At 75.6% G+C, this 13260-nt stretch carries 12 protein-coding genes; 6 read left to right on the top strand and 6 right to left on the bottom strand.

Annotated features, from left to right (window positions below):
- Positions 1–25: 25 nt before the first annotated feature.
- On the bottom strand, positions 26–754 hold the full coding sequence (locus NLU66_RS07945; protein ID WP_259362359.1) for an MBL fold metallo-hydrolase: 729 nt from the start codon (positions 752–754) through the stop codon (positions 26–28).
- Between the two features lie 211 nt (positions 755–965).
- Between NLU66_RS07945 and purS the strand changes: the two genes are divergently transcribed.
- Both purS and purQ read left to right on the top strand, forming a co-directional pair.
- Complete coding sequence (gene purS / locus NLU66_RS07940; protein ID WP_259362358.1) at positions 966–1217, top strand: phosphoribosylformylglycinamidine synthase subunit PurS; 252 nt, start codon at positions 966–968, stop codon at positions 1215–1217.
- Entirely contained in the window at positions 1217–1942 is a 726-nt protein-coding gene (purQ, locus tag NLU66_RS07935; protein ID WP_137770156.1) for a phosphoribosylformylglycinamidine synthase subunit PurQ, read from the top strand. The genes purS and purQ overlap by 1 nt, the downstream gene beginning before the upstream one ends.
- A 102-nt stretch (positions 1943–2044) precedes the next feature.
- Here purQ and NLU66_RS07930 read toward each other — a convergent pair whose 3' ends face one another.
- A complete protein-coding gene (locus NLU66_RS07930; RefSeq protein ID WP_259362357.1) occupies positions 2045–3301 on the bottom strand; it encodes a class I SAM-dependent methyltransferase in 1257 nt (418 codons plus the stop codon).
- Entirely contained in the window at positions 3298–4350 is a 1053-nt protein-coding gene (locus tag NLU66_RS07925; RefSeq protein WP_259362356.1) for a pirin family protein, read from the bottom strand. The genes NLU66_RS07930 and NLU66_RS07925 overlap by 4 nt, the downstream gene beginning before the upstream one ends.
- A 39-nt stretch (positions 4351–4389) precedes the next feature.
- On the opposite strand from NLU66_RS07925, the gene NLU66_RS07920 reads away from it, so the two are divergent.
- Together NLU66_RS07920 and NLU66_RS07915 are read left to right on the top strand one after the other, a co-directional pair.
- Entirely contained in the window at positions 4390–5544 is a 1155-nt protein-coding gene (locus tag NLU66_RS07920; RefSeq protein WP_259362355.1) for a serine hydrolase domain-containing protein, read from the top strand.
- A 95-nt stretch (positions 5545–5639) separates the two neighbouring features.
- Positions 5640–6605 carry a nucleoside hydrolase gene (locus tag NLU66_RS07915; protein ID WP_259362354.1) on the top strand — a complete coding sequence of 322 codons (966 nt, stop codon included), beginning with the start codon at positions 5640–5642 and terminating at the stop codon, positions 6603–6605.
- Positions 6606–6612: 7 nt separating this feature from the next.
- Here the strand turns inward: NLU66_RS07915 and NLU66_RS07910 are convergent, their stop codons facing one another.
- The 3 genes from NLU66_RS07910 to NLU66_RS07900 are packed head-to-tail and all read right to left on the bottom strand — an operon-like array spanning position 6613 to position 10207.
- Entirely contained in the window at positions 6613–7518 is a 906-nt protein-coding gene (locus tag NLU66_RS07910) for a MaoC/PaaZ C-terminal domain-containing protein (RefSeq protein ID WP_259362353.1), read from the bottom strand.
- Positions 7519–7523: 5 nt separating this feature from the next.
- Positions 7524–8864: a 3-oxoacyl-ACP reductase gene (locus NLU66_RS07905; RefSeq protein ID WP_259362352.1), complete on the bottom strand. Its 1341-nt coding sequence runs from the start codon at positions 8862–8864 to the stop codon at positions 7524–7526.
- Between the two features lie 29 nt (positions 8865–8893).
- Complete coding sequence (locus tag NLU66_RS07900) at positions 8894–10207, bottom strand: acetyl-CoA C-acetyltransferase (RefSeq protein WP_259362351.1); 1314 nt, start codon at positions 10205–10207, stop codon at positions 8894–8896.
- 172 nt (positions 10208–10379) lie between these two features.
- On the opposite strand from NLU66_RS07900, the gene NLU66_RS07895 reads away from it, so the two are divergent.
- Together NLU66_RS07895 and NLU66_RS07890 are read left to right on the top strand one after the other, a co-directional pair.
- Positions 10380–11006, top strand: coding sequence for a TetR/AcrR family transcriptional regulator (locus NLU66_RS07895; protein ID WP_259362350.1), 627 nt, complete (start codon positions 10380–10382; stop codon positions 11004–11006).
- Entirely contained in the window at positions 11003–13168 is a 2166-nt protein-coding gene (locus NLU66_RS07890) for an acyl-CoA dehydrogenase (protein WP_259362349.1), read from the top strand. Before NLU66_RS07895 ends, NLU66_RS07890 begins: the two co-directional genes overlap by 4 nt.
- Positions 13169–13260 lie beyond the last annotated feature (92 nt).

Here is a 13260-nt window from a genome sequence, read left to right as displayed (position 1 = left end):
GGGCGGGGCCCGCCCCGACCTGCGCTCAGAGCTCGACCTGACCGTCCACGCCCCAGTCGCGCACCTCGGTGCCGGCGGGGGCGAGGGCGGCGGACTGCCGCAGGAAGATCGGGCGGCCCAGCTCGCTCGCGACCGCCTCATGGACGGGCAGCGCGAGCACGGGACGCACCTCCCGGAGGAACTCGATCGTCTCGCTCATCTTCGACCAGGGGGCGACGACGGCGAAGGCGAGCACGTCGATGCCGTGGAACTCGGGGACCGGTTCGAGGGAGTCGCCCGTGATCCCCAGACGGGGCCCCTCACCGGCGCGGAGCACCAGGCCGCAGTTGCCCACGCGCGGGATGTCCGGGTGGATGATCGCGTGCCGGCCGCCCACCGCCTCGATCCGCAGCTCCGGCTCCCCGGCCGCGGCGGGGAACACGTGCGCGGCCCCCGCGGCGAGCGAGAGGGTGCGCCCCCGCGGCACGGCGGGCCCCTCCCCCATCGGCCCCGCGTCCTCCTGCTCGAGCAGCGTCGCGGTCTCCGGCTCCGCGACGACCACGGCCTCGGGGCTCGCGGCGAGCACCTCGGCGAGCAGCGCGCGGGAGACGTGGTCGGTGTGCTGGTGGGTGATCGCGACGACGTCGATCGCGGAGAGGACCTCGGGGCCGAGCGCGCGCACGGCCTCCGCGCTGAAGGCGCCCGGGTCCACGAGGACGCGGCGGCCCCCGAGCTCGACGAGCAGGCACGAGTGGACGAGATGGCGGATGCGCATGGCGGGACCTCCTGGCGGGGCGGGCGCTGACGCACAGCACGGTACGCCGCCAGCCCGGGACCCGCGGCAGGGCGGCGGATGCCCGGCGGCGGGCGCCCGGGCACCGCGGGCCCCGCAGTCGATACCATGGCCCTGCAGACGCTCGCGGCCGTGCCCTCCGGGGCCGCCACGGGCCCTCGCCCACCCAGCGCCGTCCCCCAGGAGAACGCCCATGCCACGCGTCGTGGTCCACGTCATGCCGAAGCCGGAGATCCTCGACCCGCAGGGGAAGGCCGTCGCCGCCGCCCTGCCCCGCCTCGGCTTCGAGGGGATCGCCTCCGTGCGCCAGGGCAAGCGGTTCGAGCTCGAGGTGGAGGGCGAGGTGACCGAGGAGGTCCTCGCGACCCTCCGCGAGGCCGCCTCGACGCTGCTGTCCAACCCGGTGATCGAGGACGTCGTCGCCCTCGAGGTCGAGGACGCCTGATGCGCATCGGCGTGGTGACCTTCCCGGGCACCCTCGACGACCGGGACGCCCTGCGGGCCGTGCGCCTCGCGGGCGGCGAGCCCGTCTCCCTGTGGCACGGCGACGACGACCTCCAGGCCGTCGACGCGGTCGTGCTGCCGGGCGGCTTCTCCTACGGCGACTACCTCCGCGCGGGCGCGATCAGCGGCTTCGCCCCGGTGATGGGCAAGCTCGTGGACGCCGCGAAGGGCGGGCTGCCCGTGCTCGGCATCTGCAACGGCTTCCAGATCCTCTGCGAGACCCACCTGCTGCCCGGCGCGATGATCAAGAACGCGCACCGCTCGTTCCTGTGCCGCGACCAGCCCCTGCGGATCGAGAACAACCGCACCGCGTGGACCACGGAGTACGCGGAGGGCCAGGTCATCCGCGTGCCGCTGAAGAACCAGGACGGCCAGTACGTGGCCGATGACCGCACCCTCGCGCAGCTCGAGGACGAGGGCCGCGTCGTGTTCCGCTACGTCGCGGGCGCGACCCACGGCCCGGCGGGCTTCGAGGCGAACCCCAACGGCTCGCGCCACGACATCGCCGGCATCACCAACGAGGCGGGCAACGTCGTGGGGCTCATGCCGCACCCCGAGCACGCCGTCGAGGCGGGCTTCGGCCCGGACCAGCCGGGCGAGGGCACCCGCACCGGGACCGACGGGCTGGGCCTGTTCACCTCGGTGCTGCGCAGCCTGGTGGCCTGACCGGCCGCACGGCTCCCGCCGCCGAGAGGCGCGCTCCGACCTCCGGGTCGGGGCGCGCCTCTCGCGTTCCCGGGCTGGTCGGCCCGGGGCCCGTCGGGCGACTCAGCGGCGGCGGGCGCTCAGCACCGTGAAGCGGCGGTCCCGGGCGCGCTCGCGCACCGCGCCGATCCGTCGCGCGAGCTCCGCGCGGTAGCGCAGGGAGGAGTTGTGGACGAGCCACAGCTCCCCGCCGGGGCGCAGCACCCTCGCGGCGGCGTCGAGCAGGTCCTGCACGAGCGTCGCGTCGACCGCGGTGCCGTCGTGGAAGGGCGGGTTCAGCACCACGAGATCCACGCCACCCACGCCGCCCGCCGCGGCGCCCGGCCCGTCCTCGTCCCCGAGGAGGTCGTCGAGCTCCGCCGCCGCCTCGGCCTCCTCGAGGGTGCGCTCGAGGGCGTCCTCCCAGAGGACGTCGACCCCGTCGCGGTCCAGGCCGTTCGCGGCGAGGGTCGCCCGGGTAGAGAGCACGGCGTCCGCGTCGTCGTCGCTGCCGCGCACCCGCGCCCCGGGCAGCGCCGCGGCGAGGTAGGCGGTGAGCAGGCCGTTGCCGCTGCCGAGGTCGATCGCGGAGCGGATCCCCTCCGTGCCCCGTCGGAGGTGCTCGTCGAGGGCATCCAGCAGGAGCAGGCTGCCGGCGTCCGCCGCGGCGCCGCCGAACACCCCGCCGTGCGCGCGCAGCGCGAGGGCGCGCCGCTCCCCGATCACGGCGACCTCGGCGCTGCCCTCCTGGGCCCGCGGCGCCGGGGCGTCCTCCCGGACGCCGCTCGCGATCAGCGCGCGGGACTTGCCGACCCCGCGGCCGCCCCGCACCTCGGTGAAGGCGCGGGCGAGCACCTCGTTCTGGCTGCGGGTCATGTGCTTGACGCGGCCGCCGGCGACGAGCGTGTGCTCCCGCCCGCCGTCCCCGGAGCGGGCGCCGGCGAGCGCGAGGGCGGTGTCCTCGAGGGCGCGGAGCGACTTGGGCAGGCGCGCGAGCACCGTCAGGCACCCCTCCCCCGCGGCGGCGGCCTCGGCGAGCGCGGCGGGCTCGGTCCCCTCCTCGCCGGCCGTGGCGAGGACCAGGCGGCCGCTCGCGAGCGCCTCGGCGAAGCGCGCGGCGAGCGCGGTGGTGAGGGCGCGGGAGGAGGCGCGGGTGATCACGCGGCCGTCCTCGTGCTCGGCCATGGTCGTGAGGGCGAAGGCGGTGAGCGCGCCGGTCGCGTCGTCCAGGACGAGGACGTCGCAGGGGCAGCCGATGCCCTCCTCCTCGGCGGCGGCGATGATCGCGCGGTCCGTCTGGTCGGGGGCGGGCGCCGGGTCGTGCGGCGTGCTGGTGGTCATGCGGGGTGCTCCTCGGGGTGGCCCACGCGGCCGCGGGTGCGCAGCCGTCCGTGGGGAAGGGCGGGGGCGGGCAGCGCCGCCGGGGTGTGCGGGGCGAAGGGGCCGAACTGCTCGGCGTCGGCGGCGAGGCCGGCGCGCTCGCGGGTCAGCGGGTCCACGGCGGCGCCGTCGGGCCCGTCCTCCTCGCCGATCTCGACCTGGTAGCGGGCGCGGAAGGCGACGATCTCCTCGTGGGTGCGGCCCACGAAGTTCCACCACATGAGGATCTCCTCGCCGAGCGGCTCCCCGCCGAGCAGCAGGACCCGCAGGTCCTCGCCCTCCTCGGCGGTGAGGGTGAGGGAGGAGGCGCCGTCGGGCAGGACGTGCAGCTCCCGCGGGGCCGCGGTCGTTGATCGCTCTCCCGCCTCGAGGCGGGCCGTGCCGCGGTCCACGAGCAGGCCGTGCTCGTGGGACGGGTCGAGGTCCATGCTCGCCCTCGTCCCGGCGGCGAGGTCGATCTGGGCGAGGAGGAGGGCGGTGTCGGTCGTGACGGGGCTCGCGTCGGCGAGCACGGCGCCGCCCGCGCGGAGGGTGAGGGCGCCGAGACCCACCCGCATCCGGGCGGGGCCGCCGGCCTGCTCCACGGGGGTGGTGACGAGGAACTCGCGCTCGCGGAAGCGGCGGGCGTCGGGCAGCGCGTACCAGAGCTGGACGCCGTGCAGCACGGTCGTGTCCGGGCTCGAGAACTCCGAGTGGGTGATGCCGGCGCCCGCGACCATGAGGTCCAGGTCGCCGGGGCGCACGAGGGCGTGGCTGCCGAGGGCGTCGCGGTGCACGATCGCGCCGTCGAACAGCCAGGAGACGGTCGCGAGCCCGGTGTGCGGATGGCGGGGCACGCGCATCCCGCCGGAGGCCTCGACGTCGTCGGGGCCGAAGTGGTCCACGAAGCACCAGGCGCCGATGAGGGAGGTCGCGCGCGCGGGGAGGGTGCGGTGCACGGTCATCGCGCGCGGGCCGCCCAGCGGGACCTCGCGCGGCGCGAGCAGCAGGAAGTCCTCGAACGCGCTCATGCCCGCGAGTCTACGGGCGCGTCTGCGTAGGCTGGCGGCATGACGACCCCCGCGGCCCCGTCCCCCGGCTCCTCCCGCTCCGCCGAGTCCGTGCTCGAGGACGCCGTGCGGCGCGGCGTGGTGCCGGGCGGCATCGTCGCCCGCGGCCGCGATCCGCGACCGGTGCCCGTCGGCGTCCACGGGATCCGCGGGGCCGACGGGGCCGACGGGGCCGACGGGGCCCCGTGGCGCGGCGACGAGATCGTGCGCATCCAGTCCATGTCCAAGGCGATCCTCGCGGTCGCCGCGCTGCGCCTCGTGGAGCGCGGCGCGCTGGGGCTGGACTCCCCGGTCGCGTCCTGGATGCCGGAGCTCGCGGCGCCGCGGGTGCTGCGCCGCCCCGACGCCCCGCTCTCGGACACGGTCGCGGCCGACGCTCCGCTCACCCTGCGCCACCTGCTCACCTGCACCTCGGGCTACGGCATGGCGCTCACGCCGTCCCCGCTCCAGGACGCGATGCGGGACGCCGGCCTCGAGGCGGGCGCGCTGCCCTGGCCGATGGACGCGGACGCCTTCGTCGGCGCCCTCGCCGCGCTGCCGCTCGTCGGCCGGCCCGGCGCGCGCTGGCGCTACCACCACTCCTTCTCCCTGCTCGGGGTGCTGATCTCCCGCGTGACCGGGACGAGCACCGGGGAGCACCTGCGCACGGACCTGCTCGACCCGCTCGGCATGGTCGACACCGCGCACCGCGTCCCCGCCGGGCAGGAGCACCGCCTGCCGCCCGCCCTCGGCGAGGAGGACGGCGCGCTCGTGGAGCGCGAGCCGGCCGGCGGCGGCCCGCTCACCGGCCCCGCCCCGCACGACGTGAGCCACGAGGAGCTCGTCTCGACCGCGGCGGACTACCTGCGCTTCCTCACCGCGCTCCGTGACGGCGCCCTGCTCACGCCCGCGCACCTCGCGCTCATGACCACCGACCAGGTGCCCGCCGCGGCGAAGGACCCCGACGGCTTCTTCCCCGGTTTCTGGGAGACGACCGGCTGGGGCATGGGGGTGTGCACGGTGACCGCCGGTGCGCACCGGGGACGCTGGGGCTGGTCCGGCGGCTACGGCACGGACTTCTTCGTGGACCCGGACGGCTCCGTGGGCCTGCTGCTCACCCAGCTCGAGATGGGCGAGCGGATCGGCCCGCTGCTCGAGGCGTTCCAGAAGAGCTGAGTCGAGCCGGTCGGGCGCCGCGCACCGGCTCGTCGTCCTCGACCATCCGCGGATGGGCCATGGGGCGATCTTGCCGCAGCCCGTAGGCTCCCGCCATGACGCTCCCCCTCCTGGTCGACTGCGACACCGGCATCGACGACGCGATCGCCCTGACCTACCTCGCCTGCCGGGAGGACGTGGAGGTGGCCGGGATCGTCTCGACCGGCGGCAACGTGCCCGTGGAGGCCGTGCACCGCAACAACCTCGTGCTCGCGGGCCTGCTGGGGCTCGAGGTTCCCGTCTCGCGTGGGGCGGGGGCCCCGCTCGTGGAGCCGCCCATGTACGCAGAGGACACCCACGGGCCGACGGGCCTCGGCCATGCGGTGCTGCCCGAGCCGGAGCGGGAGGAGGATCCCCGCGCGGGAGCGCAGCTGTGGGTGGACCTCGCCCGTGAGCGCCCCGGCGAGCTCGAGGGCCTCGTGCTGGGCCCGCACACGAACCTCGCCCTCGCGCTCGAGATCGAGCCGGAGCTGCCGCGGATGCTGCGGCGCCTGCACATCATGGGCGGGGCGATCCACCACCGCGGCAACACGGGTCCCACGAGCGAGTGGAACGTGGCCGTGGACCCGGAGGCCGCGCAGCGCGTGCTCGCCGCCTTCACGGAGGCCCCGCGGCGACCCGTGCTCGGCTCCCTCGAGGCGACCGAGGCGGTGCGCTTCGAGCCCGCGACCCTCGAGGCGGTCGAGGGGATCGCGAGCGGCACGGGACATCCGGTGGCGCGGATCATCGCGGACGCCCTGCGCTTCTACTTCGCCTTCCACGAGTCCGACGGCTACGGCTGGATGGCGCACGTGCACGACCCGATCGTCGCGATCCACGCCGTGACCGGCGACTTCGCCGCGACCTCCCCGCTCGCCGTGGACGTCGAGCTCACGGGGACGCTCACCCGCGGGCAGACCGTCGGCGACGTGCTGGGCCGCTGGGGCCGCGAGCCGAACGTCGACGTGCTGCGCGACGTGCGGGCGGAGGCCCTCGTGGAGCATCTGCTCTCGACGCTCCGCGAGGGCCTCTCCCGCGACTGATCCGGCCTCAGCCGAGCGGCGTCACCGCGACCTCGAAGCAGCGTCGGTCGGGCTTGCCGTCCCGCCCGGGCCGCCAGCCCACGCAGGTGGTCGAGCCGTCGGCCCGGTCCTCGTAGGAGACGAGCACCGTGCCGGGCAGCGTGACGGGGGCGTCGAACTCGACGTCCCAGCGCAGCGGCCGGGAGAGGTCCGGCCGGGCCTCGGTGAGCGCCCGCGCGGCCGTGTACATGCCGTGCGCGATCGCCCTGGGGAACCCGAAGGCGCGGGCGGTCAGGCCGCTCATGTGGATGGGGTTCGCGTCCCCGGAGACCGCGGCGTAGCGGCGGCCGGTGTCCGCGCCGAGGGACCAGCGGCCGGTGGGGCGCGGCGCGACGAACTCGCGGCGCCGCGAGGGGGAATCCGCACCCGTGGCCTCCGCGGCGGGGCTGTCGCCCTTGGCGAGGTAGGTGGAGACATCCGTCGCGATGATCGCGCCGCCCTGGTCCAGCACCGTCGCGACGGCCTCGAAGGTCCAGCCCTTGCGGTGCGGGCGCAGGTCCCGCACCCGGCACTCGACGTCGACCTTCTCCCCCACGCGCACGCTGCGGTGCTGGAGCAGCTGGTTGCGCAGGTGCACCACGCCCAGCAGCGGGAAGGGGAACTCGTCCCGCGCCATGAGCGCGAGCGAGACGGGGAAGGCGAGGATGTGCAGCACCGCGGGGTGGACGAGGTCCGTCGCGGCGCCGCCCAGCAGGTGGTCCACGTCCCGGGCCCGCTCCGCGTCGATCCGCACCCCGCGCACGCGGTAGGCGAGCGAGGGCAGCGCGGGCTCCCGGCGGCGGGAGCGGCGCGCGCGGGACGGCGTGAGCGCCGCCGCGTACACCGCGGGGAAGGACGGGACGTCCCGGAGGTCCTTGATCGTCTCGGCGCTCACGGGTCTCACCGCCCCACGATGTTCTGGCCGCACACGCGCAGCGTCTCGCCGTGGATGCCGCCGGCCTCGTCGGAGGCGAGGAAGGCGATCGCCTCGGCGACGTCCACGGGGAGCCCGCCCTGGCGCAGCGAGCTCACGCGGCGCGCGAGCTCGCGGTTCAGCGGGGGCATCCGGGCGGTCATCTCGGTCTCGATGAAGCCGGGCGCGACCGCGTTCGCCGTCCCGCCGAGCTCCCGGAGCCGCTCGGCGAGCGCGGCGACGAAGGCCATGACGCCGGCCTTCGAGGTCGCGTAGTTGGTCTGCCCGGCGTTGCCCGCGATGCCGCTCGTCGAGGCGAGGGAGACGACGCGCGGCCGCGGGCCGAGCGCGTCGCCGGCCGCGACCAGCGCCTCCATGAGCGTGATCTGGCTCGTGATGTTCACCGCGAGCACGCTGTCCCAGCGGTCCGGCGTCATGTTCGCGAACATCTTGTCGCGGGTGATGCCGGCGTTGAGGACCACGCCGTCGAGCACGAGTCCCCGCTCGCGCAGCTGGGCCACGAGCCGCTCGCCGGCGCCCGCGGAGGTCACGTCGAGCTGCACGGGCACGGCCCGCAGCTCGTTCGCGAGGCGCGCGAGCTCGGTGCCCGCGCCGGGCACGTCCAGGAGCACGAGACGGGCGCCGTCGGCGGCGAGGGTCCGCGCGATCGCCGCGCCGATGCCGCGCGCGGCGCCGGTGACGAGCACGGTGCGCTCCGCGAAGGGGCGCGAGCGGTCCGCCGGGGCGGTGCCCTCGGCGCCGTCCACGGTGAGGATCTGGCCGTCGACGTAGGCGCTGCGGGCGGAGAGCAGGAAGCGCAGGGCGCCCAGCACGCTCGGGGCGTCCAGGGGCACGCCGTCGACGACCTGCACGCCGTTCGCGGTGCCGCCGCCGCGCATCTCGTGGGCGAGGGAGCGCAGCCAGCCCTCGACGCCGCCGCGGGCGGCGTCCCGGGCGGGGTCCTCCCCCGTCGCGGGACGGGAGAGGGAGACGACGCGCGCGCCCGGGGCGAGGGAGCGCATGGCCCCGGCGAGCGGGAGCAGGATCTCGCCCAGCGCTGCGGGGGCGGCGACCTCGTCGAGGACCGCGACCACGGAGCCGACGGTGCGCAGCTCGTCGAAGCGGCGACGCACGTCGACGCCCTCGGCGAGCAGCAGGGAGGTGATGGCGTCGGCCCCGGAGGAGCGGCCGAGCACGACGACGGGGCCGAGCACGGGCTCGGGGCGGTCCTCGCGGCGCAGCAGGCGGGAGGGGCGCGGGAGCCCCAGCTGCTTGGCGATGGTCCTCCCCGGGGCGGAGCGGACGAAGCGGGTGTAGGCGTCGGTCATGGTGACCTCGGTTCTCCTTCCCGTCGCGCTCAGGCGACGGACTCGATGAGGGCCACGGTGCCCTGGCCGGCGGCCGCGCAGATCGACACGAGGCCGCGCTGCACGGTCCCGGTCTCGACGTGGCGGGCGTGGAGGTGCTTGGCGAGGCTCGCGACGATGCGGCCGCCGGTCGCGGCGAAGGGGTGCCCGGCGGCGAGCGAGGAGCCCAGCGGGTTGAGCTTCGTGCGGTCGATCGCGCCGAGCGCGCCGTCGCGGCCCAGGCGCTCGCGGCAGAACTCCTCGGACTCCCAGGCCTTGAGGGTCGCGAGCACGGTCGCCGCGAAGGCCTCGTGGATCTCGTAGACGTCGAGGTCCTGGAGGGTCAGGCCGTTCGCGTCGAGCAGCTCGGGGACGGCGTAGGCCGGGGCCATGAGGAGGCCCTCGTCGCCGTGCACGAAGTCGACCGCGGCGGAGCGGGCGTCGATCACGCGGGCGAGCGGGGTGAGGCCGCGCTCGGCGGCGAACTCGGCGCTGCCCAGCAGCACCGCGGAGGCGCCGTCGGTGAGCGGGGTCGAGTTGCCGGCGGTCATCGTGGGCTCGGCGACCTGGGGGCTCTTCACGCCGAAGACGGGCTTGAGGCCGGCGAGCTTCTCGAGGGTCGAGTCCGCGCGCAGGTTCTGGTCGCGGGAGAGGCCGCGGTAGCCGGTGACGAGGTCGTCGTGGAAGCCGGCGTCGTAGGAGGCGGCGAGGTGCTGGTGGGAGGCGAGGGCGAGCTCGTCCTGCGCCTCGCGGGTGATGCCCCACTGCGCGGCGGTGAGCGCCATGTGCTCGCCCATCGAGAGCCCGGTGCGGGGCTCGCCGTTGCGCGGGGGCACCGGGGCGAGGTCCGCGGGGCGGATCGCGGCGAGGGCCTTGAGGCGGTCGGCGGTGCTGCGGGCGGCGCTCGCGCGGTGGAGGATCCGGCGCAGGCGGGCGGAGACCTCGATGGGGGCGTCGGAGGTGGAGTCGACGCCCGCGGCGATCGCGGAGTCGATCTGGCCCAGGCGGATCCGGTTGGAGACGTGGACGACGGCCTCGAGGCCGGTCGCGCAGGCCTTGGAGAGGTCGATCGCGGGGGTGCGGGGGTCCAGCGGGGTGCCCAGCGCGCTCTCGCGGGTGAGGTTGAGGTCCCCGGCCAGCTTGAGCACGGCGCCGCCGGCGACCTCGCCGAGGCGCGCGCCCTGGAGGCCGTAGCGGGCGATGAGGCCGTCGAGCGCGGCGGTCAGCAGGTCCTGGTTCGAGATCCCGGCGTAGGGGCCGTTCGCGCGGGCGAAGGGGAGGCGGTTGCCGCCGAGGATCAGGGCGTCGCGGGGGCTGGAGTTCACGGTGCACCTCGTTGTGGTCGCGGGTCGGGGTCGGTCCGTCGTCCGGGACGGCCCTGCGGGTGGCGGGGCGTCCGGCGGTCGGTGGTCGGCGCCGGGGTCGGCAGAGGATCGTGGCGATCGATCGCCCGTGACCCTTTACATAGAACCGGCGGTACTTGATACCCTACGTACCGTGAATGCGACGACGCAAGCCCCCCTCGACGGCCGCTCGGCCCGCTGGGCCCAGCACCGCGAGCAGCGGCGGGCCGAGCTGCTCGACGTGGCCCGGCACCTCATCCACGACCGCGGCCCCGACGTGACGATGGAGGACATCGCCGCAGCCTCCGGGACCTCCAAGTCGATCGTCTACCGGTACTTCTCGGACAAGGCGCAGCTCCAGCAGGAGCTCGGCCGCTCCATCCTCGCCACGATGCACCGCCGCCTCCTCCAGGAGCTGGAGGACCTCGAGGCGGGCGGCGCGACCCCCGGCGCACCGGAGCGGATCCACGCCATGATCCGCGCCTACGTCGAGACCGCCGAGCGCTCCCCCGGCGTGTACCGCTTCATCATCCGACCCAGCGACGGGCTGAACCACTTCCTGGACAGCGTCTCCCGGCTCATCGCCACGTTCCTGCCCGACTCCGTGCCCGCCCCGCAGATGTGGGCTCACGGGGCGGTGGGCTTCGTCGAGGGATCGGTCGACGCCTGGATGACGCAGCAGGAGACCCACGCCTCCGACCCGACCACACCCGCGCCGCTCGACGCCGACGACGTCGTCACCCACCTCACCAGCTGGCTCATGAAGGGAATGCACCCGTGAACACCACCGACACGACCCCCGAGGCCGTCACCTCATCCACCGCGCACGCGAGCACCGCGACCCCCACCGGTCCGCTGCCCGTCCCGCCCGCCGGCGGTCCCCGCCTCGACGTCGAGGCCGTCTCCGCCGCGCTGCTGGGCAGCTGGGCGGAGGTGCGCCGCGAGGCCCGCGAGCGCGCCGCCCGGCCCGAGATGCACCGCCCCGTCGACGCGACCGTCGCCGAGCACCGCGAGCGGGTCTTCGGTCAGCTGCAGACCCTCGCCGACGAGGGCGTCGCCCGCCCGATGCTCCCCGAGTCCCTCGGCGGCCCCAACGACAACGGCGCCAACGTCGCCGCCTTCGAGGAGCTCGTCGTCGCGGACCCGTCCCTCCAGATCAAGTCCGGCGTGCAGTGGGGCCTGTTCACCTCCGCGATCCTCCAGCTCGGCACCGAGGAGCACCACCGCGCCTGGATCCCCGGCGCGATGAGCCTCGAGACCCCCGGCGCCTTCGCCATGACCGAGATCGGCCACGGCTCCGACGTCCAGTCCCTCGCGACCACCGCGACCTACGACCCCGAGACCGACGAGTGGGTCATCCACACGCCCTTCCGCGCCGCCTGGAAGGACTTCCTCGGCAACGCCGCCGTCCACGCGCGCGCCGCGACCGTCTTCGCGCGGCTCGTCACGCGCGGCGTCGACCACGGCGTCCACTGCTTCTACGTGCCCGTGCGCGACGCCGAGGGGAACCTCCTGCCCGGCGTCTCGAGCGAGGACGACGGCGAGAAGGGCGGCCTGAACGGCATCGACAACGGCCGCCTCGCCTTCGACCACGTCCGCGTGCCGCGCACGAACCTGCTGAACCGCTACGGCGACGTCGACGCGGACGGGGTCTACTCCTCCCCCATCGACTCCCCCGGGCGCCGCTTCTTCACGATGATCGGCACCCTCGTGCAGGGCCGCGTCTCCCTCGACGGCGCCTCCAACCGCGCGAGCCAGCTCGCCCTCACGATCGCGCTCACCTACGCCTCCCAGCGCCGGCAGTTCTCCGCCGCGGACCCGTCCCGCGAGACGGTCCTGCTGGACTACCAGGCGCACCTGCACCGCCTGCTGCCCAAGCTCGCCGCGACCTACGCGGGCGCCTTCGCGCACGAGCAGCTGCTGCAGGCCTTCGACGACGTCTTCTCCGGCCGCGGCGACACCCCCGAGGCCCGCGAGGACCTCGAGACCCTCGCCGCCGCGCTCAAGCCGACGTCGACCCGGCTCGCCCTGGACACGCTCCAGGAGTGCCGCGAGGCCTGCGGCGGCGCCGGCTTCATGGGTGAGAACCAGCTCGTGGGCCTGCACCAGGACCTCGACGTGTACGCGACCTTCGAGGGGGACAACACGATCCTCCTGCAGCTCGTCGCCAAGCGCCTGCTCGCGGACTACACCTCGGAGCTCAAGAGCGTGGACCGCGCGGGGATCGGCCGCTTCATCGCCCAGCGCGCGGAGACCCTCGCCCGCCGCCACACCCCCTGGACCGAGCTCGCCCAGGGCATCGGCGACCGCGGCAACCCGCGCCGCGCCTTCGACTCGATGCGCCAGGCGGACTTCCAGGAGGAGATGCTCGCCGGCCGCGCCCGGATCAAGGTCGAGGAGGTCGCGCTCGCGCTGCGGCCCGCGGGGAGGATGTCCCCCGAGGACGCCGTCGCGCACGTCAACAAGCACCAGGTCGAGATGCTCGACGCCGCCCGCGCCCATGCGGACCTCGTGCGCTGGCGCGCCTTCACCGACGGGATCGCGGCGATCGACAGCGAGGGCTCCCGCGCCGTGCTCACCGAGGTCCGCGACCTCTTCGGGCTCACCGTCATCGGGGACGATCTCGCCTGGTTCCTGCTCAACGGCCTCATCTCCACCCAGCGCGGCCGGCAGATCGCCGCGGACCAGCGCCGGCTGCTGTGGCGCCTGCGCCCGCACGTGCTCGACCTGGTCGCCGCCTTCGACGTGCGCCCCGGCCACGTCCGGGCCCCGATCGCGCTCGGCGGGGAGAAGGAGCGGCAGGACGAGGCCGCCGCGTACTTCCGTGCGCAGCGGGCCAGCGCGGACGCCCCCGTGAGCGAGAAGGTCCTGCGTGACCAGGAGCGACGCCGCCAGAAGGCGGCACGCGGGGCGGGCGGCTCCGCCCGCGGCGCCCGGCGCTGAGCGGCCCGGCCCCGGGAGCGGGCGTCGACGTAGGATGGGGCGGGCCGGTCACGACCGGCCCGCCCCCTCTGTCGCCGCCACGAAACGGACCC

Source organism: Brachybacterium sp. NBEC-018 (genome assembly GCF_024860185.1).
Classification (GTDB): Bacteria; Actinomycetota; Actinomycetes; order Actinomycetales; family Dermabacteraceae; genus Brachybacterium; species Brachybacterium rhamnosum.
The sequence above is the reverse complement of the archived record's forward strand: the minus strand, read 5'-3'. Positions and strand labels throughout refer to the sequence as shown.

What these genes read in the sequence shown, in the direction of transcription:
- NLU66_RS07945 (WP_259362359.1), bottom strand. Translation starts at nt 754, where the DNA reads ATGCGCATCCGCCATCTCGTCCACTCGTGCCTGCTCGTCGAGCTCGGG.
- NLU66_RS07925 (WP_259362356.1), bottom strand. Translation starts at nt 4,350, where the DNA reads ATGAGCGCGTTCGAGGACTTCCTGCTGCTCGCGCCGCGCGAGGTCCCG.
- NLU66_RS07930 (WP_259362357.1), bottom strand. Translation starts at nt 3,301, where the DNA reads ATGACCACCAGCACGCCGCACGACCCGGCGCCCGCCCCCGACCAGACG.
- NLU66_RS07915 (WP_259362354.1), top strand. Translation starts at nt 5,640, where the DNA reads ATGACGCTCCCCCTCCTGGTCGACTGCGACACCGGCATCGACGACGCG.
- purQ (WP_137770156.1), top strand. Translation starts at nt 1,217, where the DNA reads ATGCGCATCGGCGTGGTGACCTTCCCGGGCACCCTCGACGACCGGGAC.
- purS (WP_259362358.1), top strand. Translation starts at nt 966, where the DNA reads ATGCCACGCGTCGTGGTCCACGTCATGCCGAAGCCGGAGATCCTCGAC.
- NLU66_RS07905 (WP_259362352.1), bottom strand. Translation starts at nt 8,864, where the DNA reads ATGACCGACGCCTACACCCGCTTCGTCCGCTCCGCCCCGGGGAGGACC.
- NLU66_RS07920 (WP_259362355.1), top strand. Translation starts at nt 4,390, where the DNA reads ATGACGACCCCCGCGGCCCCGTCCCCCGGCTCCTCCCGCTCCGCCGAG.